Source organism: Massilia sp. BGA-UO-ETr-WB1 (assembly GCF_059567845.1).
On the sequence record NZ_JCAQOT010000026.1, the window covers coordinates 715,637 to 741,616 of the forward strand.

The 25,980-nt window shown below is 65.1% G+C and carries 27 protein-coding genes; 10 read left to right on the forward strand and 17 right to left on the reverse strand.

The genetic code is table 11. From position 1 onward, the window contains the following. From coaE to yacG, 3 genes are all read left to right on the forward strand, one after another. Positions 1-654, forward strand: a complete 654-nt coding sequence (coaE, locus tag AC56DV_RS25540; protein ID WP_496317018.1) for a dephospho-CoA kinase — start codon at positions 1-3, stop codon at positions 652-654. Positions 655-718: 64 nt separating this feature from the next. Continuing rightward, positions 719-1,474, forward strand: a complete 756-nt coding sequence (gene zapD / locus AC56DV_RS25545) for a cell division protein ZapD (protein WP_496317019.1) — start codon at positions 719-721, stop codon at positions 1,472-1,474. Positions 1,475-1,483: 9 nt separating this feature from the next. Next, complete coding sequence (gene yacG, locus AC56DV_RS25550; protein ID WP_057153362.1) at positions 1,484-1,654, forward strand: DNA gyrase inhibitor YacG; 171 nt, start codon at positions 1,484-1,486, stop codon at positions 1,652-1,654. A gap of 1 nt (position 1,655) precedes the next feature. Here yacG and AC56DV_RS25555 read toward each other — a convergent pair whose 3' ends face one another. The 3 genes from AC56DV_RS25555 to argJ are packed head-to-tail and all read right to left on the reverse strand — an operon-like array spanning position 1,656 to position 4,203. Further along, positions 1,656-2,081, reverse strand: coding sequence for an NUDIX domain-containing protein (locus AC56DV_RS25555; RefSeq protein ID WP_496317020.1), 426 nt, complete (start codon positions 2,079-2,081; stop codon positions 1,656-1,658). After that, entirely contained in the window at positions 2,082-2,963 is an 882-nt protein-coding gene (locus AC56DV_RS25560) for an ATP-binding protein (protein WP_496317021.1), read from the reverse strand. A gap of 1 nt (position 2,964) precedes the next feature. Beyond that, positions 2,965-4,203 carry a bifunctional glutamate N-acetyltransferase/amino-acid acetyltransferase ArgJ gene (gene argJ, locus AC56DV_RS25565; RefSeq protein ID WP_496317022.1) on the reverse strand — a complete coding sequence of 413 codons (1,239 nt, stop codon included), beginning with the start codon at positions 4,201-4,203 and terminating at the stop codon, positions 2,965-2,967. 321 nt (positions 4,204-4,524) lie between these two features. Here argJ and AC56DV_RS25570 point away from each other — a divergent pair, with 321 nt between their 5' ends. The 3 genes from AC56DV_RS25570 (at position 4,525) to AC56DV_RS25580 (ending at position 8,282) form a co-directional block, all read left to right on the forward strand. Further along, positions 4,525-5,742, forward strand: a complete 1,218-nt coding sequence (locus tag AC56DV_RS25570; RefSeq protein ID WP_496317023.1) for a porin — start codon at positions 4,525-4,527, stop codon at positions 5,740-5,742. A 10-nt stretch (positions 5,743-5,752) separates the two neighbouring features. Further along, positions 5,753-6,160: a type 2 periplasmic-binding domain-containing protein gene (locus AC56DV_RS25575; protein ID WP_496317024.1), complete on the forward strand. Its 408-nt coding sequence runs from the start codon at positions 5,753-5,755 to the stop codon at positions 6,158-6,160. 169 nt (positions 6,161-6,329) lie between these two features. Next, a complete protein-coding gene (locus AC56DV_RS25580) occupies positions 6,330-8,282 on the forward strand; it encodes an ATP-binding protein (RefSeq protein WP_496317025.1) in 1,953 nt (650 codons plus the stop codon). A 53-nt stretch (positions 8,283-8,335) separates the two neighbouring features. On the opposite strand, the gene secA is transcribed toward AC56DV_RS25580, so the two are convergent. Then, positions 8,336-11,083, reverse strand: a complete 2,748-nt coding sequence (secA, locus tag AC56DV_RS25585) for a preprotein translocase subunit SecA (RefSeq protein WP_496317026.1) — start codon at positions 11,081-11,083, stop codon at positions 8,336-8,338. A gap of 316 nt (positions 11,084-11,399) precedes the next feature. On the opposite strand from secA, the gene AC56DV_RS25590 reads away from it, so the two are divergent. Further along, the gene (locus AC56DV_RS25590; protein WP_496317027.1) at positions 11,400-11,807 is read left to right on the forward strand and encodes a hypothetical protein; all 408 of its coding nucleotides are present in this window, start codon (positions 11,400-11,402) and stop codon (positions 11,805-11,807) included. A gap of 7 nt (positions 11,808-11,814) precedes the next feature. Here the strand turns inward: AC56DV_RS25590 and lpxC are convergent, their stop codons facing one another. Together lpxC and AC56DV_RS25600 are read right to left on the reverse strand one after the other, a co-directional pair. Further along, positions 11,815-12,753 (reverse strand): UDP-3-O-acyl-N-acetylglucosamine deacetylase, encoded by a 939-nt coding sequence (lpxC, locus tag AC56DV_RS25595; protein WP_496317028.1) that lies wholly within the window; start codon positions 12,751-12,753, stop codon positions 11,815-11,817. A gap of 85 nt (positions 12,754-12,838) precedes the next feature. Next, positions 12,839-13,681: a DMT family transporter gene (locus AC56DV_RS25600; protein ID WP_496317029.1), complete on the reverse strand. Its 843-nt coding sequence runs from the start codon at positions 13,679-13,681 to the stop codon at positions 12,839-12,841. A gap of 222 nt (positions 13,682-13,903) precedes the next feature. On the opposite strand from AC56DV_RS25600, the gene AC56DV_RS25605 reads away from it, so the two are divergent. Continuing rightward, positions 13,904-14,359: a zinc-ribbon domain-containing protein gene (locus AC56DV_RS25605; protein ID WP_496317030.1), complete on the forward strand. Its 456-nt coding sequence runs from the start codon at positions 13,904-13,906 to the stop codon at positions 14,357-14,359. A 19-nt stretch (positions 14,360-14,378) separates the two neighbouring features. Here AC56DV_RS25605 and AC56DV_RS25610 read toward each other — a convergent pair whose 3' ends face one another. After that, positions 14,379-15,326 (reverse strand): AraC family transcriptional regulator, encoded by a 948-nt coding sequence (locus tag AC56DV_RS25610; RefSeq protein ID WP_496317031.1) that lies wholly within the window; start codon positions 15,324-15,326, stop codon positions 14,379-14,381. A gap of 132 nt (positions 15,327-15,458) precedes the next feature. Between AC56DV_RS25610 and AC56DV_RS25615 the strand changes: the two genes are divergently transcribed. Then, positions 15,459-15,995 (forward strand): carboxymuconolactone decarboxylase family protein, encoded by a 537-nt coding sequence (locus tag AC56DV_RS25615; protein ID WP_496317032.1) that lies wholly within the window; start codon positions 15,459-15,461, stop codon positions 15,993-15,995. Between the two features lie 73 nt (positions 15,996-16,068). Beyond that, positions 16,069-16,560: an SET domain-containing protein gene (locus AC56DV_RS25620; protein ID WP_496317033.1), complete on the forward strand. Its 492-nt coding sequence runs from the start codon at positions 16,069-16,071 to the stop codon at positions 16,558-16,560. A gap of 10 nt (positions 16,561-16,570) precedes the next feature. On the opposite strand, the gene AC56DV_RS25625 is transcribed toward AC56DV_RS25620, so the two are convergent. The 10 genes from AC56DV_RS25625 to ftsW all read right to left on the reverse strand — a co-directional run bounded on the left by AC56DV_RS25625 (position 16,571) and on the right by ftsW (position 25,977). Further along, a complete protein-coding gene (locus AC56DV_RS25625) occupies positions 16,571-16,846 on the reverse strand; it encodes a type II toxin-antitoxin system RelE/ParE family toxin (protein ID WP_496317034.1) in 276 nt (91 codons plus the stop codon). After that, entirely contained in the window at positions 16,843-17,178 is a 336-nt protein-coding gene (locus tag AC56DV_RS25630) for a hypothetical protein (protein ID WP_496317035.1), read from the reverse strand. The genes AC56DV_RS25625 and AC56DV_RS25630 overlap by 4 nt, the downstream gene beginning before the upstream one ends. A 120-nt stretch (positions 17,179-17,298) precedes the next feature. Then, positions 17,299-17,802, reverse strand: coding sequence for a peroxiredoxin (locus AC56DV_RS25635; RefSeq protein ID WP_496317036.1), 504 nt, complete (start codon positions 17,800-17,802; stop codon positions 17,299-17,301). Positions 17,803-17,911: 109 nt separating this feature from the next. Continuing rightward, entirely contained in the window at positions 17,912-19,132 is a 1,221-nt protein-coding gene (gene ftsZ, locus AC56DV_RS25640) for a cell division protein FtsZ (protein WP_496317037.1), read from the reverse strand. A gap of 130 nt (positions 19,133-19,262) precedes the next feature. Further along, on the reverse strand, positions 19,263-20,495 hold the full coding sequence (ftsA, locus tag AC56DV_RS25645) for a cell division protein FtsA (protein WP_056398831.1): 1,233 nt from the start codon (positions 20,493-20,495) through the stop codon (positions 19,263-19,265). Positions 20,496-20,546: 51 nt separating this feature from the next. Then, a complete protein-coding gene (locus tag AC56DV_RS25650; RefSeq protein ID WP_496317038.1) occupies positions 20,547-21,314 on the reverse strand; it encodes a cell division protein FtsQ/DivIB in 768 nt (255 codons plus the stop codon). Between the two features lie 5 nt (positions 21,315-21,319). Beyond that, positions 21,320-22,288, reverse strand: a complete 969-nt coding sequence (locus tag AC56DV_RS25655; protein ID WP_496317039.1) for a D-alanine--D-alanine ligase — start codon at positions 22,286-22,288, stop codon at positions 21,320-21,322. Between the two features lie 4 nt (positions 22,289-22,292). Continuing rightward, positions 22,293-23,693, reverse strand: coding sequence for a UDP-N-acetylmuramate--L-alanine ligase (gene murC / locus AC56DV_RS25660; RefSeq protein WP_496317040.1), 1,401 nt, complete (start codon positions 23,691-23,693; stop codon positions 22,293-22,295). Next, positions 23,690-24,769, reverse strand: coding sequence for an undecaprenyldiphospho-muramoylpentapeptide beta-N-acetylglucosaminyltransferase (gene murG / locus AC56DV_RS25665; protein ID WP_496317041.1), 1,080 nt, complete (start codon positions 24,767-24,769; stop codon positions 23,690-23,692). The genes murC and murG overlap by 4 nt, the downstream gene beginning before the upstream one ends. Beyond that, the gene (ftsW, locus tag AC56DV_RS25670) at positions 24,766-25,977 is read right to left on the reverse strand and encodes a putative lipid II flippase FtsW (protein ID WP_496317042.1); all 1,212 of its coding nucleotides are present in this window, start codon (positions 25,975-25,977) and stop codon (positions 24,766-24,768) included. Before ftsW ends, murG begins: the two co-directional genes overlap by 4 nt. Between the last annotated feature and the right edge of the window lie 3 nt (positions 25,978-25,980).

A 25,980-nucleotide genomic window follows, 5' to 3' on the forward strand; every position in this document is an offset into this window, starting at 1 on the left:
ATGAGTAGCGGCCCCGGCACGGCAGGCAAGTTCAGCGTCGGCCTGACCGGCGGCATCGGCAGCGGCAAGAGCGTGGTGGCGGCGCGCTTCGCCGAACTGGGCGCCAGCATCGTCGACACCGACCGCATCGCGCACGGCATGACCGTGCCCGGCGGCCCCGCCATGCCGGCCCTGCTGGCCGAGTTCGGCGCCGACTTCGCCGACGCCAGCGGCGCCCTGGACCGCGCCCGCATGCGCGCGCTGGTGTTCAGCGACGCCACCGCCAAGGCCCGCCTGGAAGCCATATTGCATCCGCTGATCCGCAGCGCCGCCGAAGCGGCGGGCGCGGCCGCCACCGGCCCCTACGTGATCTACGACGTGCCGCTGCTGGTCGAGTCCGGCACGTGGCGCAGCCGGGTGCAGCGCGTGCTGGTGGTCGACTGCCCGGAGGCGGTGCAGGTGGCGCGCGTGATGGCCCGCAACAAGATGCCGGCGGCCCAGGTGCAAGCCATCATGGCGGCCCAGGCGCCGCGTTCAACGCGGTTGGCAGCGGCGGACGATATCATCAATAATGAGGGGGAGTTAGCAGCATTGGAGCCGCAAATTGCGCGATTACACGATTTATACCTGGCATTTTCGGCAGGAACGATAACAATACCATCGCAACGTTTGTAATTTTGCTTCGCTTGGTTCAGAATCACGGAATTCTTTGCAGGCCCATCTATAGAGGGAAGTCATTTTGATTGTCTACGAATACCCTTTCAACGAGCGCATACGCACGTTGTTGCGGCTGGAAGACCTGTACGAGAAATTCAAGTTCTTTGTGCATCAAGAACATCCCATGCAGCACCATGTCGCGCTGTCCACCATCTTCGACATGCTCGAAGTGGCAGGCAGGGCGGACCTGAAGTCGGACCTGCTGCAGGAGCTGGAGCGCCAGCGCCAGACTTTGCTGAGCTACCGCTCCAACCCGAATGTACAGGCGGAAACGCTGGACGCCATCCTGTCCGAGCTGGACAGCGTGAGCAGCGCGCTGGTGGGCGCGCAGGGCAAGACCGGCCAGAACGTGCGCGACAATGAATGGCTGATGAGCATACGCGGCCGCACCATCATCCCCGGCGGCGCCTGCGAATTCGACCTGCCATCCTATTACGCCTGGCAAAAGCGCAGCGCCGAGCAGCGCTTCAACGACATCGCCGGCTGGTTCGCGCCGCTGGCGCCGCTGTTCGACGCCCTGGCCCTGGTGCTGCGCCTGCTGCGCGACTCGGGCGGTCCGGTGAAGATGATCGCCAATGCGGGAAGTTACCAGCAAATGCTGCAAGGCAAGGTCTACCAGATGCTGCGCCTCACGCTGGACGAAGGCATGGGCGCCATCCCGGAAATCTCGGCCAACAAATACATGCTGTGGGTGCGCTTCACCACCCAGGGCGGCGACTTGAAACCCAAGCCGCTGGAAGAAGATGTACCATTCGAGCTCACGCTCTGTAATTTTTAAAGAACCGCCATGACCGTAGTTGCATGCCCGACCTGCTCCGCCAAAGTGGAGTGGAGCGAAAAAAACAAATACCGCCCCTTCTGTTCCGAACGCTGCAAGCAAATCGACCTGGGCGCCTGGGCCGAGGAAAAATACGCCATCCCGGCCGCGCCGCCGCGCGATCCGCTCGACGAAGAATAAATCAGGGCAGCGCCGCCGGATCGTGGCGGACCTGCTCCAGCCATTCCAGCAGCGGGATGGTGGCCGGCAGCAGCGGCTCGACGCCGACCGTGCCCTGCCATGCAAAGGCTTGTCCTTCCAGGCTTTGCGGTTCGCCGTGCCAGTCGCGGCTGATGTAGAAGTGCAGCCGCACGTGGGCGTGCGGGTATACATACTCCACGCCGCACCACTCCTGCGCGCTGTTCACGGTCAATCCCAGCTCTTCGACGAACTCGCGCTTGAGCGCGTCGAGCACCGTCTCGCCCGGATCGACTTTGCCGCCGGGGAATTCCCAGTAACCGTCATAAGGCTTGCCCGCCGGGCGCTGGCCCAGCAGCACGTCGCCGTTCGGCTTGATCAGGATGCCGACCGCGACGTCCACTTTCGCATTGCTACTTGCTGCAGTCATTCACTTGCTTTCTTCGGGTAATTTGCCGGCGTAATCCTTGGCGAACTGCCAGGCCACGCGGCCGGAGCGCGAGCCGCGCTGCAGCGCCCAGCGCAAGGCGTCGCCGCGCGCCGCCGCCACCTGTTCCGGCGTGCAGCCGAAGCTGGCCAGCCAGTGGCCGCAGATGTCGAGGTAGTCGTCCTGCTTGAAGGCGTAGAACGACAGCCACAGGCCGAAGCGCTCCGACAGCGAGATCTTCTCTTCCACCGTTTCGCCGGGATGCAGGTCGCCGTCCTCGTCGTGCTTGTAGCTCAGGTTGTCGGCCATGCGTTCCGGCATCAGGTGGCGCCGGTTCGAGGTGGCGTAGATCAGCACGTTGTTGGACTGGGCCGCGATCGAGCCGTCCAGCGCCACCTTCAGCGCCTTGTAGCCGCTCTCGCCTTCCTCGAACGACAAGTCGTCGCAGAAGATAATGAAGCGCTCCGGACGGCCCGCCACCAGGTCCACGATGTCCGGCAACTCGGCCAGGTCGGCCTTGTCGACTTCGATCAGCCGCAGCCCATCTTGCGCGAACTGGTTCAAACAGGCCTTGATCAGCGACGATTTGCCGGTGCCGCGCGCGCCCGTCAGCAGCACGTTGTTGGCCGGGCGGCCGGACACGAACTGGCGCGTATTCTGCTCGATGGCGGCCTTTTGCGGGGCGATGTTGTGCAGATCGTCCAGCGCGATGCTGGAGACGTGGGTCACCGCCTGCAAATGGCTGGCGCCGCCGTTGCGGCGCCGCCAGCGGTAGGCGTGGCCCAGCTTCCAGTCCGGCTCGCGCGGGGCGTGCGGCAGGATCGCCTCCACCCTTTGCAGCAGGGCCTCGGCGCGCACCAGGAACTGCTCCAGGGGCGTCGCCATATCAGGAACGGTAGTCGGCGTTGATGCTGACGTAGTCGTGCGACAGGTCGCAGGTGTACACGGTGGCTTTCGCGTCGCCGCGCGCCAGTTTCACGCGCACCGCGATTTCGCTCTGCTTCATCACGCGCTGGCCGTCCTCTTCCTTGTAGTCCGGGTTGCGGCCGCCGTTCTTGGCCACCCACACGTCGTCCAGGTACAGGTTGAGCTTGCTCACGTCCAGGTCGTCCACGCCGGCGTAGCCGATCGCGGCCAGGATGCGGCCCAGGTTCGGGTCGGAGGCGAAGAAGGCCGTCTTGACCAGCGGCGAGTGGGCGATGGAGTACGCGATCTTGCGGCATTCCTCCATGTTCTTGCCGTCTTCCACCGTGATCGTCATGAACTTGGTGGCGCCTTCGCCGTCGCGGATGATGGCTTGCGCGAGGAACACCGACAGCTCCGTGACGGCCGCCGCCAGCGCCTTGAATTCGGGCGAATCGACCGAGTTCACTTCCAGCGTGCCGGCACCGGTGGCCACCAGCATGAAGGAGTCGTTGGTGGAGGTGTCGCCGTCGATGGTGATGCAATTGAAGGACTGGTCGGCGGCCTGCTTGACCAGCACGTCCAGCACCGGCTGCGCCACTTTGGCGTCGAAGGCCAGGAAGCCCAGCATGGTGGCCATGTTCGGCTTGATCATGCCGGCGCCCTTGGAAATGCCGGTCAAGGTCACCTTGTGGCCGGCGATGTCCACCGTGCGCGAGCCGGCTTTCGGCTGGGTGTCGGTGGTCATGATGGCTTCGGCCGCGTTGAACCAGTTGTCGGCGGTCAGGTTGGCCACGGCGGACGGCAGGCCGGCCACGATGCGGTCGACCGGCAGCGGCTCCAGGATCACGCCGGTGGAGAACGGCAGGATCTGGCCCGCTTCGCAGCCCAGCAGCCCGGCCAGCGCGGCGCAGCTCTGCTGCGCGCGCGCCAGGCCTTCCTCGCCGGTGCCGGCGTTGGCGTTGCCGGTGTTGACCATCAGCGCGCGGATCGGCTGGCCGCCGGCGTTCACGGCCGCCAGGTTGGCTTTCGAGATCTGCACCGGCGCGGCGCAGAAGCGGTTCAAGGTGAACACGCCGGACACGGTGGCGCCCGGCGCCAGGCGCAGCACCAGCAAGTCCTTGCGGTTCGGCTTCTTGATGCCGGCTTCGGCAAAACCGATCTCGATACCGGCAACCGGCTTCAGATCAGCAGCGACAGGAATGGGGGAATTGACGGCCATGTGGGTTCTCGGGCTAGTGTATGGGAAGCCGTTATTGTAATACCTGCAGCCTGCCCATGCGGCCCGCTACTTTCAGTTACATTCCATGCCGCCACCGTTTTTTCCGCAAGATTGCAAAATCGCTTAAAAACGCGGCAACAATGATCAAAAGCCCATGAAAAATCCATAATTCATCGCTAAAAAGCCACAGATTTTTAGAGTACTTGTTCAGTACAACGTTTTCATAATCATGCCTGAAAGAAATTCAACTAAGGTGGGCGACGCATGCGGTGCGCCGTGCTTGCCGCTTTTCTGAAAAATAAAGTGATTGGAATCCGTACGATGAAAAAGCAACTTCTTGTAGCATCCGTGCTGGCCGCCTGCAGCGTCATGCAAGCGCAAGCAGGTTCCCTGGACGACGGCAACCTGAGCATCAGCGGCTTCGGCACGCTGGCCGCCGCCAAGAGCAACACCGACACCGCCAAGTTCGCCCGCTACAACCAGGCCACCGGCGTCGGCGACAGCCCGCGCCTGGGCCTGGACACCAACCTGGGCCTGCAAGCGACCTACAAGATCAACGACTGGCTGTCCGGCACCGCGCAGGTGCTGACCCGCAAGAACACCAGCCCCAGCTTTACCACCGACCTGACCTGGGCCTTCCTGAAGATGAAGGTCAACGACGAGGTCAGCGTGCGCGTCGGCCGCGTGGTGATCCCGGCCTTCCTGATTTCGGACTACCAGAACGTGGGCTACGCCAACACCATGATGCGTCCGCCGATTGAAGTCTACGGCCAGGACCCGATCGAAAACGTGGACGGCGTGGACGTCAATTACCAGCACGCCTTCGGCGACACCAATTTCACCGCGCAAGCGTTCTTCGGCTCCAGCCGCGGCAAGCTGTTCGTGCCGACCGCCGGCGGCTCGGTGGCCAAGTACCGCGCCCCGGCCCAGGGTATCAGCCTGTCGCTCGAGCGCGGTCCGGTGACCGTGCGCCTGGGCCACGCCCGCGCCGAACTGCACAGCGACAACCTGCTGCCGATCAACAGCCTGGCCGCCACGCTGACCCAGGTGGGCTTCGGCCAGCTGGGCCGCGACCTGGGCATCGTCGAAGGCAAGAAGATGAGCTTCACCGAGCTGGGCCTGACGGTGGACTGGAACAACATCGTGATCCAGTCCGAGTACGCGCAGCGCCGCGCGCACGACCCGGTGTACATCCCGGAAACCAATTCCTGGTACGCCATGGCCGGCTACCGCTTCGGCAAAGTGCTGCCGTACTACGCGCACGCTGCCGTCAAGGGCGCGGGCAGCTCGATCACCGTGCCGGCCGCGCTGGCCCGCATTCCCGCGCTGAACGGCGCCGTCAACAACCTGCTGATCTCGCCCGAGCAGTCGACCGACCTGATCGGCGTGCGCTGGGACTTCGCCAAGTCGATGGCGCTCAAGGTGCAGGTCGACCGCGTCAAGCCCAAGGTCAAGTCGGGCCAGCTGATCTTCACGCCGGCCGCCGGCCAGAAGGACAGCGTGACCGTGGTGGCGGCCGGTCTGGATTTCGTATTCTAAGGTGACTCCCATGAAAAAAATAATGACTTCCCTGATGCTGGCCGCTTCCGCGGCAGCCGCCGTGCCGGCCGCCGCCGAAACGGTGGTGATCGTCAACAAGGCCAATCCCGCCACGCGCATGTTCTCGGAACAGGCGTCCCAGTTCTTCCTCGGCAAGTCGACCATGTTCACGCCGGTCGACCAGGCCGAAGGCTCGGCCATCCGCAACGACTTCTACCAGAAGGTGGCGGAAAAGGACGCGGCCCAGGTCAAGGCGATCTGGTCCAAGCTGGTGTTTACCGGCAAGGCCACCCCGCCCAAGGAATACAAGTCCAACGCCGAGGTCAAGAAGGCCGTGGCGGACGACCCGAAAGCCATCGGCTACATCGACAAGTCGGCCGTGGACGACAGCGTCAAGGTGATACTGACCTTGCCTTGATCCGCGCCGCCGCTGCGCGAACCACGCCCGCCCGAGCAATCCGGCGGGCGTTTTAATTCCCGCTCCCTTGACATAGTTGCATGCGGTATATTGCTAGCTGGGGGACGAGAGGCGTCCTGGACAGCAAGGAGTGGGTGTGACTTTATCGCTGCGCGCGAAGTTTCTGTTGTTGAGTGCCATCGTCCAGGCGCTGGTGGTTGCCCTGTTGATCGGCAACAGCCAGCGCGTGATGGACAATGCGGTCGGCAAGAACGCCGAGCGCGTCGCGCACGAATACGCCGTCACGCTCAACCTCACCCTCAGCCCCTACGCCATCCGCGGCCGGCTCAGCGAGCTGAACGACTACTGGAACGAGATGCTGTCCGACCCGCAGGACAGCTTCGTGCGCTACATCGTGGTGCTGGACCACAACGACGTGCCGGTGGCCACCGCCGGCGAACGGCCGGCCGAGCTGCCGGCGGCGCTGCGCAACGGCACCGCGCCGGCCATGAACGGCGTGCGCACCTGGCGCCACGAAGGCACGCTGCACGCGCGCGCCCCCATGCTGCTCAAGGACAACCAGGTCGGCTCGCTCAACTTCGGCCTGTCGACCAGCGAGCTGGACAAGGCGCGCGAGGAAGTGTTCCTGCAATCGGGCCTGATCTCGCTGATCGGCCTGGCGCTTGGCGTGCTGCTGTTCTACGCCTTCACGCAGGGCATAGGGCGGCGCCTGCGCGCCCTCACCAGCCAGACCGGGCAGATGATGAAAAGCGCCTTCGGCCGCGGCCCGCCGGAAGGCGAAGGCGACGAGATCGAAGTCTACGCGCGCTCGCTGAACTCGATGAGCGTGGCGCTGCGCGAGCGGGTGCTGCAGCTGGAAGCGTCGCAGCAGCGCCTGTCCGAATCGGAGGCGCGCTTCAAGACCCTGTTCGACATGGCGCCGCTGCCGCTCAGCGTGACCGACCGCAACGGCCACATCATCGGCGCCAACCAGGCCCTCACGCGCGCCTTCGGCTACGGCCCCGAGCAGCTGATCGGCCAGCGCTCGGACGCCTTCACCTTCTGGGGCTCGCCCGAGGAACGCGAGCGGATCTGGCAGCTCTACATGCGCAACGGCAGCGTGCACGGCGAAGTGGCCAGCATGGCGCTGCGCGACGGCGGCAGCGGCCAGGTGGCGATCTGGTCGTCCTCGCTGACCCTGGACGGGGTCGACGCCATCATCTGGGCGCTGCTGGACATGACGGCAGAACTGAAGGCCAAGCAGGAACTGGAGGAGCTCAACGTGTCGCTGGAGAGCCGGGTGCGGCAGCGCTCGGCCGAGCTGGAGCGCGCCAACGGCGACCTGTCGCACGCGCTGCAAACCCTGCAGCGCACCCAGCACGACCTGATCGCGGCCGAGAAGATGGCCTCGCTCGGATCGCTGGTGGCCGGCATCGCGCACGAGCTCAACACGCCGATCGGCAACAGCCTGCTGGCCTCGACCGCGCTGGGCGACCGGGTGCAGGAATTCGAGGCCATGCTCAGCGGCGGCACGCTGCGCCGCTCGGCGCTGACCGCCTACAACGACGAGGTGAAGCTGGCCTCGGAGCTGATCTCCGGCTCGCTGAACAAGGCGGCCAACCTGATCGCCTCGTTCAAGCAGATCGCGGTGGACCAGACCAACGACCAGCGCCGCGTGTTCAAGCTGCTGGCGGTGGTGCAGGACACGGCGGCCACCTATGTGCCGCGCCTGCGCCGCGCCCACTGCGGCACCACGGTCGACGTGCCGCCGGGCCTGGCGCTGGATTCCTATCCGGGCAGCTGGTACCAGATCTTCAACAACCTGATCAACAACGCGCTGGCGCACGCCTTCGAGGGGCGCAGCGGCGGCACCATCGGCATCGCGGCGCGCGAACTGGACGGCGGCATGGTCGAGGTGGTCTTCAGCGACGACGGCGCCGGCATGGCCGACGAGGTCAGGCGCCACGTGTTCGATCCCTTCTTCACCACCAAGATGGGGCGCGGCGGCACCGGGCTGGGCATGAACATCGTGTACAACATCGTGACCGGCGTGCTGGGCGGGCGGGTGGCGGTGGAATCGCAGCCGGGCCAGGGCACGGCGGTGCGCATCGTGATTCCGCGCAGCTCGCCGGTGCGGGCCTGATACGCCGGCACGCGGCAAAAAAAAACCGGAGACTAGCTCCGGTTTTTGCTGCCTTAGGCCAGCTTGCCGTGGCAAGCCTTGTACTTCTTGCCGCTGCCGCAAGGGCAAGGGTCGTTGCGGCCCACGCGCAGGCCCTCGTCGACTGTGGCAGGCGCCGCCGTCGGCGCCAGCAGCTCTTCCGGCGCCGCGTTCGGGTTGAAGTCGGCGTGCTGGTAATGCACGTTTTCCACGTGGCTGGCCTGCATCGCCGCTTCGGCCGCGTCGATTTCCTCGCGCGACTGGATGCGCACCGTCATCACGTTGCGCACCACTTCGTTCTTGATCAGGTCCAGCATCTGGCCGAACAGCTCGAACGCTTCGCGCTTGTATTCCTGCTTCGGATTCTTCTGCGCATAGCCGCGCAGGTGGATGCCCTGGCGCAGGTGGTCCAGCGCGGCCAGGTGCTCGCGCCAGTGGCTGTCCACGCTTTGCAGCATGACGTTGCGCTCGAAACCGCCGAACACGTCCTTGCCGACGATGTCGATCTTGGCCTGGTACACCGCGTCGGCCGCAGCCAGCACCTTCTCCAGCACTTCCTCGTCGGTCAGGCTGGCGTCGGCCGCCAGCGCGCCCTGCAGGTCCACCTGCACCTGCCACTCGCCGGCCAGCGCCGCTTCCAGGCCCTTGATGTTCCACTGCTCTTCCACCGATTCTTCCGGCACGTACTCGCGCACGATGTCGGTGAACATGCCATGGCGCAGCGAGGCGATCATCTCTGAAATGTCGGTCGCTTCCAGCAGCTCGTTGCGCTGCTGGTAGATCACCTTGCGCTGGTCGTTGGCAACGTCGTCGTATTCCAGCAGCTGCTTGCGGATGTCGAAGTTGCGCGCCTCGACCTTGCGCTGCGCCGATTCGATCGAGCGGGACACGATGCCGGCCTCGATCGGTTCGCCTTCCGGCATCTTCAGGCGGTCCATCACGGCGCGCACGCGGTCGCCCGCGAAGATGCGCAGCAGGGGATCGTCCAGCGACAGGAAGAAGCGCGACATGCCGGGGTCGCCCTGGCGGGCGGCGCGGCCGCGCAACTGGTTGTCGACGCGGCGCGATTCGTGGCGCTCGGTGCCCACGATGTGCAGGCCGCCGGCGGCCACCACCTGCTCGTGCAGCGCCTGCCAGCCGTCGCGCAGCGCCTGGGCCTGGGCGGCCTTCTCGGCATCGCTCAGGGCCGGGTTGGCGTCGATGAACTTGATCTGGTTCTCCACGTTACCGCCGAGCACGATGTCGGTGCCGCGGCCGGCCATATTGGTGGCGATGGTGATCGCTTTCGGGCTGCCCGCCTGGGCGATGATTTCCGCTTCGCGGGCGTGCTGCTTGGCGTTCAGCACGTTGTGCGGCAGGCCGCCCTTGGTCAGGATGGCCGACAGCAGTTCCGAGTTCTCGATCGAGGTGGTGCCCACCAGCACCGGCTGGCCGCGGTCGTAGCACTCGCGGATTTCCAGCATCATGGCGTTGTATTTTTCCTGGTTGGTCTTGTAGACCTGGTCCTGCTTGTCCTTGCGCGCCGACGGACGGTTGGGCGGGATCACCACGGTTTCCAGGCCGTAGATTTCCTGGAATTCGTAGGCTTCGGTGTCGGCGGTGCCGGTCATGCCGGCCAGCTTGCCGTACATGCGGAAGTAGTTCTGGAAGGTGATCGAGGCCAGGGTCTGGTTCTCGTTCTGGATCTTCACGCCCTCTTTCGCTTCCACCGCCTGGTGCAGGCCGTCCGACCAGCGGCGGCCCGTCATCAGGCGGCCGGTGAATTCGTCGACGATCACCACTTCATTGTTCTGCACCACGTAGTGCTGGTCCTTGAAGTACAGCGCGTGCGCGCGCAGCGCCGCGTACAGGTGGTGCACCAGCGTGATGTTGGCCGAATCGTACAGCGAGGCGCCTTCGGGCAGCAGGCCCATCTGCACCAGGATGGCTTCGGCCTTCTCGTGGCCGGCTTCGGTCAGCAGCACCGAGTGCGCCTTCTCGTCCTTGGTGTAGTCGCCCGGCACTTCGATCTTGCCCTTGCCGTCCGAGGTTTCCTCGCCGATCTGCTGGGTCAGCATCTTCGGCACTTCGTTGATCTTGTAGTACAGGTCGGTGTGGTTCTCGGCCTGGCCGGAGATGATCAGCGGGGTGCGGGCTTCGTCGATCAGGATCGAATCGACTTCATCGACGATGCCGAAGTTCAGCGCGCGCTGCACGCGGTCGCGCGCCTCGAACACCATATTGTCGCGCAGGTAGTCGAAGCCGAATTCGTTGTTGGTGCCGTAGGTGATGTCGGCCGCGTAGGCGGCCTGCTTGGCGGCGTGCTCCATCTGCGACAGGTTGATGCCGGTGCTCAGGCCCAGCCAGCCGTACAGCTTGCCCATGGTGTCGGCGTCGCGCTGGGCCAGGTAATCGTTGACGGTGACGATGTGCACGCCCTTGCCGGACAGCGCGTTCAGGTAGGCCGGCAGGGTTGCGGTCAGGGTCTTGCCCTCGCCGGTGCCCATTTCGGCGATCTTACCGAAGTGCAGCACCATGCCGCCCAGCAGCTGGACGTCGAAGTGGCGCATCTTGAACACGCGCTTGGACGCTTCGCGGCAGACCGCGAACGCTTCCGGCAGCAGCGCGTCGAGCGCCTCGCCGTTGGCGATCCGCTCCTTGAAAGCGGGAGTCTTCGCTTGCAGCTCGGCATCCGACAGCTTTTCCATGGCCGGCTCGAGCGCATTGATTTCGCGTACCGTTTTTTGATATTGCTTGAGCAGACGCTGGTTGCGGCTGCCGAAAATCTGGGTCAGTAAGGACATTGGTTAACGCCGTTAAAAAAAGCTATGGTATGAGGTGCTCAGCTTGCCAAGGGCAAAAGACCGGTGATTTTATCATGCCGTCCGGCCAAGATAGGGTTATTGCCCTTTATAACAATAGCCAGGATTGTAACTAATTGGGAATTTGTTGACGCGGGAAGCGAACTGAGCCGCATTCGGGGTCAGACCCCGAATGCGGCTCAGTTCGCTTGGGATGGCAGGCGGGCTGTGGTATGTTTCGGCCATGCGCTTCTTCAATTCCCTTAATCAAGGCCGGACACCCAAGGTGGCCACGGACTTTCTGAAAAGAAATGACAAGATGGCGGCCCTGCTGCCGGCCGTCGAGCGCATGGCCGCGCTGCAAAAAGATTGCGCGGCCACCCTGCCCAGCATGTTCAGCCTGTGCGAGATCCTCGCTTTTGAAGAGGGCAATTTGCTGCTGTCCACGCCCAGCTCGGCCGTGGCGGCCAAGCTCAAGCAGCAGTTGCCGAAATTGCAGGACGCGCTGCTGAAGCGTGGGTGGCAAATTAGCAACATCCGGCTGCGGGTGCAGATGATGAAGGCGGCCGAGATCAAGGAGCAGATGCGGGCGCTGACGCTGCCGCCCACCGCCGTCAACGCCTTCGAGGAACTGAGCAAGTCGCTCGAGCAGAGCAAGCAGAACGACAGCCTGATCCAGGCGCTGCAACTGCTGGTGCGGCGCCGCCGCGACCGGCCGGATTACTGATTCGGCATTACTGGTTCAGATCCCACTCGTGCGTCATCTGCCGCACGTAGGATTCCGGCGCCGATTCCAGCGTGTCGTAGGTGACGATTTCATACGCTTCCGGGTCCGCCAGCAATGCGCGCAGCAGCTGGTTGTTCAGCGCGTGGCCCGATTTGTGCGCCTCGTAGCCGGCCACCAGCGGGTGGCCGACCAGGAACAGGTCGCCGATCGCATCCAGGATCTTGTGGCGCACGAACTCGTCGTCGTAGCGCAGGCCGTCCGCGTTCAGGATGCGGTACTCGTCCATCACGATGGCGTTCTCCAGCGAGCCGCCGCGCGCCAGGCCTATGCCGCGCAGCATTTCCACGTCCTGCATGAAGCCGAAGGTGCGCGCGCGGGCAATCGCCTGCACATAGGTGACGTCGCCGAAATCGATGGTGGCGCGCTGCGCCGTGCCGTCCACCGCCGGGTGGTTGAATTCGATGAAAAAGTCCAGCTTGAAACCGTCGTGCGGCACCAGGCGCGCCCACTTCTCGTTGCCCGGCTTGCCTTCCCGCACTTCCACCGGTTTCAGCACGCGGATGAACTTCTTGGCCGCGTCCTGCTCCTGCACGCCGGCCTGCTGCAGCAGGTAGACGAAGGACGAGGCCGAGCCGTCCATGATGGGGATTTCTTCCGCGCTCACGTCCACGTACAGATTGTCGATGCCCAGGCCGGCGCAGGCCGACATCAGGTGCTCGACGGTGGAGATGCGGATGTCGCCCTTGCTCAGCACGGTGGCCATGCGGGTGTCAGTCACCGCCATGGCGCTGGCAGGGAATTCCACCGGCGGCTCCTGGTCCACGCGGCGGAACACCACGCCCACGCCGGGCGCGGCCGGGCGCAAGGTCAGCACCACCTTGGTGCCCGAATGCAGGCCGACGCCGGTGGTGCAGACTTTTTCTTTGATGGTACGTTGTTTTAACATCGGTAAATTATAGCGGAGTTGCCCGCCCGCCGCCGAAGCAGCCTGAGCCGCATTGGGGGTCTGACCCCGAATGCGGCTCAGGCTGCTAAGGATGCTCGGCTTCGGCGTGCACCGCCTCGCGCCGCACCAGGTAGATGCCGCTGCCGATGATGATGGCCGCGCCCAGCAGGGTGTAGGCGTCCGGCAGCGTGTTCCACAGCAGCCAGTCGATCGCCACGCCCCAGGCCAGCGCCGAGTATTCGAACGGCGCCACGACGGACGCCTTGCCCATGCTGAAGGCAATGGTGATGGCCAGCTGGCCGAGAAAGCCGCTCAGCGCCAGGCCGCAGATGATGAGCCAGTCCTCGGCACGGATCGCCACCCAGCCCTGCCAGGCCATGGCCACCGAGCCGCTGCCCATGGTCACCAGCAGCCAGAACATGATGTGCTCGCTGGCGTCGGTGCGGCTCAGGATGCGGCTGGCGATGGCCGACACCGCATAGCACGCGGCCGCGCCCAGCACGGCCAGGCCGGCCAGCGAAATGAAGCTGGCGCCGTCCGGGCGCAGCACCACCAGCACGCCGATCAGGCCGACCACGATGGCGCCCCATTGCAGGGCGTCCACTTTTTCCTTCAGCACGAACACCGACAGCGCCGTGATCAGCGCCGGCGCGATGAAGAAGATGGAATAGGCGTCGGCCAGCGGCAGGCTCTTGAGCGCGTAGGCGAACAGCGTCAGCATGGCGATGCCGAGCGCGCCGCGCAACAGGTGCAGCGGCCAGCGCACCTTGGCCACGCCGCCGAACTTGCCGCGGTAGGCGATATAGGCGCACACCAGCGGCAGCGAGGACAGCGAGCGCAGCGCGGTGACCTGGATGGCGGGGTAGTGGGCGGCCAGCAGTTTCATCGCCGTGTCCATCAGGGCGAACATGGCGACGGCGATCAGCATGGCGTAGATGCTGCGCAGGTTTTCGGCTTGCGGTGTCAGAGGAGCTCCTTGCGCGTGGCGTGATGAGGGAGCGGCCCATTATAGCAACTGTTGCGTTTACGCACTGCCCGCGCCGCGCAAGCACTTTATTGCGCGGTGCCGCCCGCCGGTGTGACAAAGCGAGTGTTTTCGGGGCGGGACGGGACGGTATCATGGCAGGCATCCCCTCCACCAAGGAAATAAATGCCGTTCTGCCAGCAATGCGGATCCCAGGCTTCGTCCACCGCACACTTCTGCTTCAACTGCGGCGCCGACGTCGCGGCCACGGCAATCGCGTTGCCGGGCTTGTCGTCCGGCTGGAAAACCATTTTCGCGGCGCTGCACAAGGGCGGCGGCGTGGAGCTGCCGCAGTCGATCGAGCTGAGCCTGGCCGAGCGGGCCATGGTGCTGTTCAATCCATGGGCCTTCCTGTTGGGGCCGTTCTACTACGTGGCCAAGGGCATGGCCCGCAAGGCGCTGTCGCTGTGCCTGCTGGCGGCGCTGCTGGTGGGCGCGGTGCGGCTGCTGTTCGGCGCGCTCGGCCTGCAGAGCCTGATGGCCTCGGCGCTGGTGTGCTTCATCCCCTCCGCCCTGTTCGCCACCCGCGCCAATATCGACTATTTCAAGAAGATGGTGCTGGACGACGAGGGCTGGCTGTAGCCCGAGGATACCGGTGGCGTCAGGCGTGTAGACGTGCAGGCCTTGGCGGTGCAGCCGCGCTGCGCCGGTAGGCGCCGGGGCCGATGCCGTAGCTGCGCTTGAAGACGCGGTTGAACGCGGCCTCGGACTGGTAGCCAACCTGCTCGGCAATCCGCCCCACCGGCAGGCGCCCTTGCGCCAGCAGGCTTGCGGCTTTGGCCATGCGGGTTTGCGTCAGCAGCGCAGCGGGCGTAGCGCCGGCCGCTTTCCCGAATACGCGCGCGAACGTGGCGCGCGACATGTGGCACAGGCCGGCCAGCTCTGCCAGCGCCCAAGGCCGCTCCGGCTCGGCCAGCATGGCCTGCAGCGCCGACTGCAAACGCGGCTCGGCCAGCAGCGCGAACAGGCCCGGCGTGGCGGAAGCCTGCTCCAGCCACGCCCGCATCAGCAGCGCGAACAAGGCCGAGGCCAGCTGCGACACCACCGCGCGCGCACCCGGCCGCACCGCCGCCGTCTCCACCCGCAGCATCGCCATCAGCCCTTGCAGGCCGGCGAAATCGTCGCGTCCCGCCGTGCGCACGTGGATCAGCTCGGGCAGCGCCGCCAGCAACGGGTGCGGTGCCCCGCCGCCGAATTCCAGCCGCCCGCACAGGATATCGGTCGCCGCGCCCTGGCCGCCGTTTTCAAACACCCGCAGCACCTGCTCGCCCTCGCCCGCGCGCTGCACCGGCGGCCGCGCCGCCGCATCGCCGGTGTGCAGCTTGTGCGCCGTGCCGTGCGGGAACAGCAGGATATCGCCGGCCTGCACCGCGATGCCGCGCTGCCCGCCCACGTCCAGCCAGCCGCCGCCGCTCACCACCAGGTGGTAGGGCGCCACGCCGGCCGGCTCGGCAGGATGGTCCAGCACCCACGGCGCGCCGAAATGGCAGCGGATATCCAGCGCGGTGTCGACCGGATACAGCGACAGCAAACGACTGAGTGCGCCCATCACATTCTCCACTTGAGACGATTGAGCAAATTCTAGCGCATTTCAGGCATTAAAAGTTTCACACATCCGGCCTAAACTCCTTCCCATGCCGACACACAAACCCGGTCGGTCCCACACTTAAAGGAAACCATCATGAGCCGTCTGCACACCATCGCCATCCCTGAAGCCACCGGCCACGCCGCCCAGCTGTTCAGCGCCATCAAAGGCGCCATCGGCATGGTGCCGAACGCCTACGCCACGGTTGGCAGCAACAGCCCGATAGCGCTGGAAGCCGCCCTCAATCTGGACGGCGCGCTGAAAAAATCCAGCCTGAGCGCCAGGGAAATCGAGATCGTCAAACTGGCCATCAGCGAAGACGCCGGCTGTGACTACTGCCTGGCCGCGCACACGCTGATGGGTTCGAAAGCCGGCCTGAGCCGCCCAGCCATCCAGGCCGTGCGCAAAGGCGAGGCATCCGGCGACGAGCGTGCCGACGCGCTGGCCACTTTCGCCCACACCCTGGCGCGCAGCAGCGGCACCGTGCCGTCCGGGGTGGTGGCGGCCGTGAAGGCGGCAGGCTACAGCGACGCGCAAATCGTCGACACCCTGCTCGCCATCGCCAGCATCACCTTCACCAACCTGGTCAACCGCGTCAACGATACGGTACTGGATTTCCCCGCCGCCGATTGAGGCGCCAAAGCCCGTCTGCAGCACGCTTGCGGCGTGTTTACCACGCGCGCCGCAAGCGCGGTATATTACCGCCATGCTTACGCCTATCGATACCCCACTCTTCATCGTCAAAGAATCGCCCATCCACGGCCGCGGCGTGTTCGCGCGCCAGGACATCCCGCCCGGTACCCGCATCATCGAATACACCGGCGAGCGCATCAGCAGCGACGAGTCGGCGCGCCGCGCGGAAGCGGGCGGCGGACCGATCAACCACACCTTCTTCTTCAGCCTGGAAGACGGCAGCCTGATCGACGGCGGCAGCGGCGGCAACGAGGCGCGCTTCATCAACCACGCCTGCGAACCCAACTGCGAAGCCTACGAGGAAGACGGCAAGGTCTTCATCTACTCGCTGCACTTCATCGAAGCGGGCGACGAGCTGAACTACAACTACGCGCTGATCTACGAAGCGCGCCACACCCCGGCCGTCAAGCGCGCCTTCGCCTGCTACTGCGGCGCGCCGTCGTGCACCGGCGTCATGCTCGCCCCCAAGCGCCGCAGCCGCAAGAGCGCGCAAAAGGCCGCCTGATCTTTGCTTGTCAGGGATAGCGCTTGCGGGCATGAATGACGTTTAACGCTGTGATCGCGAGCGCGTCCTCGTGAAAGACGGCAACATAGTTTTTATGCGCTACCAGCTCGAATGTGCCGGCCACCCGGCCGGGTCGGCGGGGAAAATTCGGATCAGCTAGTTTGTCTACTTGTTCGTCGATGCGCAGCCACATGCCGGCACCGGCGCGCGGATTGCTTTTGGCGATATAGCGCTCGATGTCATCCAGGTCATCCACATAGCTGCGGCTGCGCAAGACGCGTTTCATAACGCATCTCGTTGCGTCCTTTTGCTTGCCCTGACCAGTTCCCACTCGTCAGGAGAATAGACGGCATTCGTGCCGTCTTTAAGCCCGGCGAGCGCTTTCCGGATTGCCCGGCTCGCGGCATCGTCGCCGACCACCTGCACGTCGCTGATACCGACACCCTGCAGCAGCAGCAACGCTTCGCCTGCATCTGCAAACCGTCCCGCCAGTCGGTGCAAACCCGCTTTGGCGGATATATGTATTTCGAACTCAGCTCCATCCGCCTGCAAGGTCACGGTGCCAAGCTCGCCTGCGGCATGGGCTTGTTGCAGTTGTTCCAACGTCAGAAATTTCATGGCAGCCTCCGTGCTCAGATTATGCAAGCACGCTACGATCATACCTTGATATTTCCTCAGTCAAGAAAACAGAAACGGCGCCGAAGCGCCGTTTTGCTTTGCTGCCGGGCTAGCCGGCGATTACAGCTGGCCCAGCAGGGTTTCGGCGTTCGACACTTCGAACTTGCCGCCCTGCTCCACGTTCAGCTGGGTGACCACGCCGTCTTCCGCCAGCAGCGAGTAGCGCTGCGAGCGGGTGCCCATGCCGAACTTGCTGAAGTCGGCGTCCAGGCCCAGGGCCTTGGAGTAGGCGGCGTTGCCGTCGGCCATCATGCGCACGATGCCGGTGGCCTTCTGGTCGCGGCCCCAGGCGCCCATGACGAAGGCGTCGTTCACGCTGATGCACCAGATCTCGTCCACGCCCTTGGCTTTCAGGTCGGCGGCGTGCTTCACGTAGCCCGGCACGTGCTGCGCCGAGCAGGTCGGGGTGTAGGCGCCAGGCAGGCCGAAGATCGCGATCTTCTTGCCCTTGACCAGGTCTTCAACCTTGAAGGTGTTCGGGCCGAGCGAGCAGCCTTCGGTTTCGGTTTCGATGAATTCGGACAGGGTGCCTTCCGGCAGTTTGTCGCCAATCTTGATGGTCATGGTCTGGACTCCTTTTGTATGGTTGTAAAAAAGCCGCGCTAGGCGCGGCATGCCTCTGGCACGAACTTGGGAGTATGCCAGAGGTTGGGGAAAAGCGTCTGCGGCAGGCTTAGTCGGCTTGCTTGCGCAGGAAGGCCGGGATGTCGTAGGTTTCCATGCCCGACTTCTGCAGCGCGTTGACCTGCTCGGAAGCCGATTCGCGGCGCCACACGGCCGGCGCTTTCATGCCGTCGAACGCTTGCGCGCCGCCGCCCGAAATGCCGCCGCCGGCGCCGCCCATCGTCACCGACGAGGTCACCGCGCCGCCGCCCAGCGCCGCCTGCGGCGAGTTGTGGGTGCCGGTGCGCAACATCGGCTGCTGGACCAGCTGCACGTGCTTCTTGGTCTTGCCCAGGCCGGTGGCCACCACGGTCACGCGGATCGCGTCGCCCATCTCGTCGTCGTAGGCGATGCCTTGCGCGATCGACGCGTCCGGCGCGGCGAAGGCGCGCACGGCGGCCATGACTTCCTTGATCTCCTTGCCCTTCAGGCCGCGCGAGGCGGTCACGTTGACCAGCACGCCGCGCGCGCCGGACAGGTCCACGCCGTCCAGCAGCGGCGAAGCCACGGCCTGCTCGGCGGCGATGCGGGCGCGGTCCACGCCGGAAGCGGTGGCGGTGCCCATCATGGCCTTGCCCTGCTCGCCCATGATGGTTTTCACGTCGTTGAAGTCGACGTTGATGTGGCCCGGCACGTTGATGATCTCGGCAATGCCGGCCACCGCGTTGTTGAGCACATCGTCGGCGTGCTGCAGCCACTCGATCAGCGATTCGTCTTCGTAGATCTCTTCCAGCTTCTCGTTCAGGATCACGATCAGCGAGTCGACGTTCTGGCTCAGCTGCTCCAGGCCTTCGTCGGCGATGTCCATGCACTTCTGGCCTTCGTGCGAGAACGGTTTCGAGACCACGGCCACGGTCAGCGCGCCCATGGCCTTGGCCACTTCAGCGACGATAGGCGCGGCGCCGGTGCCGGTGCCGCCGCCCATGCCGGCGGCGATGAACACCATGTGCGCGCCGCGCAGCGCGTCTTCAATGCGCGCGCGCGATTCTTCGGCCAGCTTGCGGCCCACTTCCGGTTTCATGCCCGCGCCCAGGCCGGTCTCGCCGATCTGGATGATGTTGCCGGCCTTCGAGGCCGACAGCGCCTGCGCGTCGGTATTGGCGGCGATGAACTCCACGCCGCTCATGCCCTTGTTGATCATGTGCTGAACTGCATTGCCACCTGCTCCGCCGACGCCGACGACCTTGATGACGGTGCCCAAAGCTGCGTTATCGACCATATCAAACTCCATGATGTGCTCCTATCAGAATGCCGTTTTCAATCGCCAGTCCTCATATCGTTAGGAGAGCTGGGGATTGAAAACTGCGGTTTCAATTAAAAATATTTATACTGTTTAACGCCGCGTTTCATTACCACATACTTCAGAAATTACCGAGGAACCATTCCTTCATGCGCTGCCATACCGCCTTCACCGACCCATCCTGGCGCGTAACGATATGGCCGCGCAGGTACTGTTTTTTCGCTTCCAACAACAGGCCAAGCACGGTGGCGTAGCGCGGCGAGCGCACCACGTCGGCCAGCTGGCCCCGATAGTCCGGCGTGCCCATGCGCGCCGGTTTCAGGAATATGTCTTCCGCCATTTCCACCATGCCCGGCATGATGGACGTGCCGCCGGTGAGCACGATGCCCGACGACAGCACGCCTTCGTAACCGGATTCGCGCACCACCTGGTGCACCATGGCGAACAGCTCTTCCACGCGCGGTTCGATCACCGCCGCCAGCGCCTGGCGCGACAGGTTGCGCGGACCGCGGTCGCCCAGGCCCGGCACTTCCAGGTGTTCGCCCGGATCGGCCAGCACCTGCTTGGCCACGCCGTAGCGGATCTTGATCTCTTCGGCTTCCGAGGTCGGGGTGCGCAGCGCCATCGCGATGTCGTTGGTGATCTGGTCGCCGGCGATCGGGATCACGGCGGTGTGGCGGATGGCGCCGTCCGAGAACACGGCCACGTCGGTGGTGCCGCCGCCGATGTCGATCAGCACCACGCCCAGCTCCTTCTCGTCCGGCGTCAGCACCGCGTCGGCCGAAGCCATCGGCTGCAGGATCAGGTCCGACACTTCCAGGCCGCAGCGGCGCACGCACTTGACGATGTTCTGCACCGCGCTGACCGCGCCGGTGACGATGTGCACCTTCACCTCCAGGCGGATGCCGCTCATGCCGATCGGCTCGCGCACGTCTTCCTGGCTGTCGACGATGAATTCCTGCGGCACCGTGTGCAGCAGCTGCTGGTCGGTCGGGATATTAACCGCCTTGGCCGTTTCGATGACGCGCGCCACGTCGGTGGCCGTCACTTCCTTGTCCTTGATGGCCACCATGCCGCTCGAATTGAAGGAGCGGATATGGCTGCCCGCGATGCCGGCGTAGACGTTGCGGATCTTGCAGTCGGCCATCAGCTCGGCTTCTTCCAGCGCGCGCTGGATGGACTCGACGGTCGCCTCGATGTTGACCACCACGCCCTTCTTCAAGCCCTTGGACTCGTGCTGGCCCAGCCCGATCACTTCGTGGCGTCCATCGCCCATCACCTCGGCCACCACGGCCACCACTTTCGAGGTGCCGATGTCGAGGCCGACGATCAGGTTTTTCGCGTCTTTTGTCATCTGTTTTGCCTGCTGTAATATGCTTTTAAAGTATTCTTTGACTGCCGGTGCTTACTTGGGTTTCTTGCCTTCGGGTGGTATCTTCAGGCCCGTTGCGCTCAGCGCCAATCCATTCTGGTACCGCATGTCTATCGTCTCGATGTTCTGCACCCGGCTCGCCAGCTGCGGCCAGATGCCCACCAGCCGGTCCACCCGTTCCTTCAGCATCGAGCGGGACTGCTCGCGCCCCAGCTCCACGCTCATGCCGTTGTTCAGCTTCACCTTCCACGCGTAGCGGCCCGACAGGTCCAGCGCCTGCGGCTCCAGCTGCGCCGGCGCGAACCACGCTTTCAGTTCGCCGAAGCGCGACAGCACTTCCTTCTCGCTGCCTTCCGGGCCGGAGAAGGCAGGCAGTTCATGGTCCTCTTCCGCCTCGGCCAGGTTGGCGGTAAACACGTCGCCCTTGGTCGACAGCAGGCGGCCGTCCTCGCCCCAGGTGCCGAGCGCCTCGTGCTCTTCCAGCGCCACCACCAGCTGGTCCGGCCATTCGCGGCGCACCGTGGCGCGCCGCACCCAGGGCACCGATTCGAACGCCTGCCGCACCCCGTCCAGGTTGGTGGTGAAGAAATTGCCCCGGATGCGGCCGGCCGTTCCGGCCTGCAGCGTCAGGTGGTTCACATGGCGCAGGTCGGAGCGGTCCATCGTTTCAACGCGGATGGTGCGCAGGTTGAACATCGGCCGCTGCGACACCCACCACACCGCGGAAGCCGCGCAAGCCAGCGCCACAGCGGCAAAAATGCCGCTGGCGGTCGCATTCAAGGCTTTCGCGTCTTGCCACATGCCGCTTATCCCTTCATCTTCAGTCTTGCGCTGCGCAGGATCTCCACGCACAGCTGCTCGTAGCTGATGCCTTCGGCGCGCGCCGCCATCGGCACCAGCGAGTGGCTGGTCATGCCCGGCGAGGTGTTCACCTCCAGCAGGAAGGACTTGTTGTCGGCCGCGCGCAGCAGCACGTCGACTCGGCCCCAGCCCTCGCAGCCCAGCGAGCGGTAGGCCGCCACGGCGATGCGCTGCATTTCATCAGTGATTGCCGCGTCCAGCACCGCCGGGCAGAAATACTGCGTATCGTCGGTGAAGTACTTGTTCTGGTAGTCGTAGTTGCCCTCCGGCGCCACGATCTCCACCACCGGCAGCGCGCGCGCGCCGGCGCCGCTGCCCAGCACGGCCACGGTGAATTCGCGGCCGGTGACGAATTCCTCGGCCAGCACCGAGTCGTCCAGCGCGGCGGCGATGTCGTAGGCGGCCTGGAAGGCGCCGGCCTGCTCCACCTTGGTGATGCCGATGGTCGAGCCTTCGTGCGGCGGCTTGACGATCAGCGGCAGGCCCAGGTCGGCGGCCACCTGGTCCAGGTCCGAGTCCGCGTTCAGCACCGCGTATTTCGGGGTCGGCAGGTTCTCGGCCAGCCACAGGATCTTGGTGGTGATCTTGTCCATGCCCACCGAGCTGGCCATCACGCCGCTGCCGGTGTAGGGGATGCCGAGCAGTTCCAGCGCGCCCTGCAGGCAGCCGTCTTCGCCGAAGCGGCCGTGCAGCGCGATGAACACGCGGTCGAATTTTTCAGCAGCCAACTCAGCAAGGCTGAGTTGACCCGGGTCGAAGGCGTGGGCGTCGATGCCCTGGCTTTGCAGTGCCGCCAGCACGCCGGTGCCGGACATGATGGACACGTCGCGTTCGGCGGAGCGGCCGCCGAACAGCACGCCCACTTTGCCGAAGGCTTGCGCTTCTTGTGCGGAGAGGAATGGAGTAGCGTTCACTTCTTTAGACCTTAGTGTAAGTAGTCAGTTTTGCAGGGACGCCGCTGATCGAGCCTGCGCCCATGGTGAGCACGACGTCGCCGTCGCGCACCACGTTCATGATGGTTTCCGGCATGTCGGCGATGTTCTCCACGAACACCGGCTCGACCTTGCCGCGCGCACGGATCGCGTGCGCCAGGGAGCGGCCGTCGGCCGCCACAATCGGCTGTTCGCCGGCCGCGTACACGTCGGCCAGCACCAGCACGTCCACGGAGCTGAGCACGCGGGCGAAATCCTCGAACAGGTCGCGCGTGCGGCTGTAGCGGTGCGGCTGGAAAGCCAGCACCAGGCGGCGGCCCGGATACGCGGCGCGCGCTGCTGCCAGCGTGACTTCGGTTTCCACCGGATGGTGGCCGAAATCGTCCACCAGGGCGAACGCGCCCTTGGCTGCATCGCCGCCGATGGCGGTTTCGCCATAGCGCGTGAAGCGGCGGCCCACGCCGGCGAAGCCGGCCAGGCCGGCCTGCGTGGCGCTGTCCTCGATGCCGATTTCACGGGCGATGGCGACCGCCGAGCAGGCGTTCAGCACGTTGTGCATGCCGGGCTGGTTCAGCACCACGTCCAGGTCCGGGTAGCCTTCCTGCAGCACGGTGAAGTGCATCTGCACGCCCACCGCGCGCGCGTTCACGGCGCGCACTTCGGCGTCCTCGCGGAAGCCGTAGGTGGTGATCGGCTTGGTCACGTGCGGGATGATGCTGCGCACGTGCTCGTCGTCGATGCACAGCATGGCGCGGCCGTAGAACGGCAGGCGGTGCGTGAAGTTGACGAAGGCCTGCTTCAGCTTTTCGAAGTCGTGCTCATACGTTTCCATATGGTCGGCGTCGATATTGGTGATCACTTCGATCATCGGCGTCAGGTTCAGGAAGGACGCGTCGGATTCGTCGGCCTCCGCCACCAGGTAGTCGCCGGTGCCCAGCTTGGCGTTCGCGCCGGCTGCCGTCAGGCGGCCGCCGATGACGAAGGTCGGGTCCAGGCCGCCCTGCGCCAGCACCGAAGCCACCAGGCTGGTGGTGGTGGTCTTGCCGTGCGTGCCGGCGATGGCGATGCCGCGCTTCAGGCGCATCAGCTCGCCCAGCATCACCGCGCGCGGCACGATGGGGATCTTGCGCGCGCGCGCCGCCACCACTTCCGGGTTGTCCGCCTTGACGGCGGTGGAAGTCACCACCGCGTCGGCGTCGCCGATATGGGTTTCGGCGTGGCCCTGGTGCACCGTGGCGCCCATGTCGATCAGGCGCTGCGTGACGGCGTTGGCGCCCAGGTCGGAGCCGGACACGTTGTAGCCCAGCGTGAGCAGCACTTCGGCGATGCCGCTCATGCCGCTGCCGCCGATGCCGACGAAGTGAATGTTTTTGACTTTATGCTTCATGATTTGCGTTCCACAATCTGTTCCAGTACTTGCGCGATCGCGTCGTTGGCGTCGCGTTTGCCCGCCTTGCGGGCCGCCATGGCCATGGTCTGGCAGGCGCCGCGCGTGAGCGTTTCCAGCAGGGTTGCCAGGCTGCGCGGGTTCATTTCCGTCTGCGGCATGTGGATGGAGGCGTTCTGCTTGGCCATCCACTGCGCGTTGTCGCGCTGGTGGCTGGTGGTCGAGGCCACCAGCGGCACCAGCACGCTGGCCACGCCGGCCGCCGTCAGTTCCGACACGGTGATGGCGCCGGCGCGGCAGATCACCAGGTCCGCCTCGGCGTAGGCGCGCGCCATGTCGTCGATGAAGTCGACCACGTTGGCCTGCACGTCCGCCTCGGCATAGGCCGCGCGCAGCGCATCGATATTCTTCTTGCCCGACTGGTGCGTCACCACCGGGCGCTGCGCCTCGGGGATCAGCGCCAGCGCGGCGGGCAGGTTGTCGTTCAGGGCCTTGGCGCCCAGGCTGCCGCCCACCACCAGCACGCGCAAGGCGCCGCTGCGGCCCTCGAAGCGCGCTTCCGGCGCCGCCATGTCCAGGATCTCCTGGCGCACCGGGTTGCCGGTGACGACAGCCTTGGCGGCCGCCGCGCCGAAATCGGCCGGGAAGCCGAAGCACACGCGCTCGGCGAACGGCGCCAGGGTCTTGTTCGACAGCAGCAGCGCCGCGTCGGCGTTCACCAGCACGGTGGGCACGCCGCGCAGGCGCGCCATCAGGCCGCCCGGCACGGTGACGTAGCCGCCCATGCCCAGCACCACGGCCGGCTTGCGCCGGCCGATATAGCCGAAGCAGTCGGCGAAGGCGCCCAGCATCTTGAGCGCGCCGCCCAGGCTGTGCTTGATGCCCTTGCCGCGCATGCCGGAGAAATTGATGGTGTCCATGGCGATGCCGTGCTTGGGCACCAGCTCCTGTTCCATGCCGTGGCTGGTGCCCAGCCAGCTCACTTCCCAGCCGCGCGCGCGCATGGTCTGCGCGATCGCCAGGCCGGGGAAGATGTGGCCGCCGGTGCCGGCCGCCATGATGATCAGTCGTTTCATATTCTGCCGCCGCGCATCAGGACCCGGTTCTCGTAGTCGATCCGAAGCAGGATCGCGAGTCCGACGCAGTTAATCACAATGCCGGTGCCGCCGTAGCTCATCAGCGGCAGGGTCAGGCCCTTGGTCGGCAGCAGGCCAAGGTTCACGCCCATGTTGATGAAGGTCTGCACGCCGATCCAGATGCCGATGCCCTTGGCAGTGAGGCCGGCAAAGGTCTGGTCGATGGCGATGGCCTGGCGGCCGATGTCGAAGGCGCGCTTGATCAGCCAGTAGAACATGGCGATCACGCACAGCACGCCGGCCAGGCCCAGCTCCTCGCCGATCACCGCCAGCAGGAAGTCGGTATGCGCTTCCGGCAGGTAGTGCAGCTTCTCCAGGCTGCCGCCCAGGCCAACGCCAAAAAACTCGCCGCGCCCGAAAGCGATCAGCGAGTGCGTCAGCTGGTAAGCCTTGTTCAGCGCGTTGTCTTCTTCCCAGGGATTGAGGTAGGCGAAGAAGCGGTCGCGCCGGAATTTGGACAGCGCGATGATGGAGACGAAAATCGTGATCAGCATGGCGCCGATGCCGCCGAACCAGACCGCGTTGATCCCGCCCAGGAACAGGATGCCCATGGCGATGCAGACGATCACGCCGAAGGCGCCCAGGTCGGGCTCGAGCAGCAGCAGCAGGCCGACGAAGCTCACCGCCAGCGCCATCGGCATGAAGCCCTTGGTCAGCTTGTGCATGTATTCCTGCTTGCGCACCGTGTAGTCGGCCGCGTACAGCACGATCACCACCTTCATCAGTTCGGAAGGCTGGAAGTTGAACACCTTCAGCGAAATCCAGCGTTTGCCGCCGTTTACGGTCACGCCCAGGCCGGGCAGGAACACCGCCATCAGCAGCACCAGCGTGCCGATGAACAGGTAGGGCGCGCTGCGCTGCCAGACGGCGATCGGAATGCGGAACGTCATCAGGCCCACCAGCACCGCGATGGTGATGAAGATGGCCTGGCGCATCAGGAAGTAGTTGTTCTTGTAGGCCGCGTACTTGGGCGAATCGGGCAGCGCGATCGAGGCCGAATACACCATCACCATCCCCAGCAGCATGAGGATGAGCACCACCCACACCAGCAGCTGGTCGTACTCCATCATCTTCGACGGGCGCGCGCGGCTGTCGATAGCCTTGGAGCCCGAGGAAGAAGAGAAGCGGAATGGCAGCTGGAAGGCCATGGA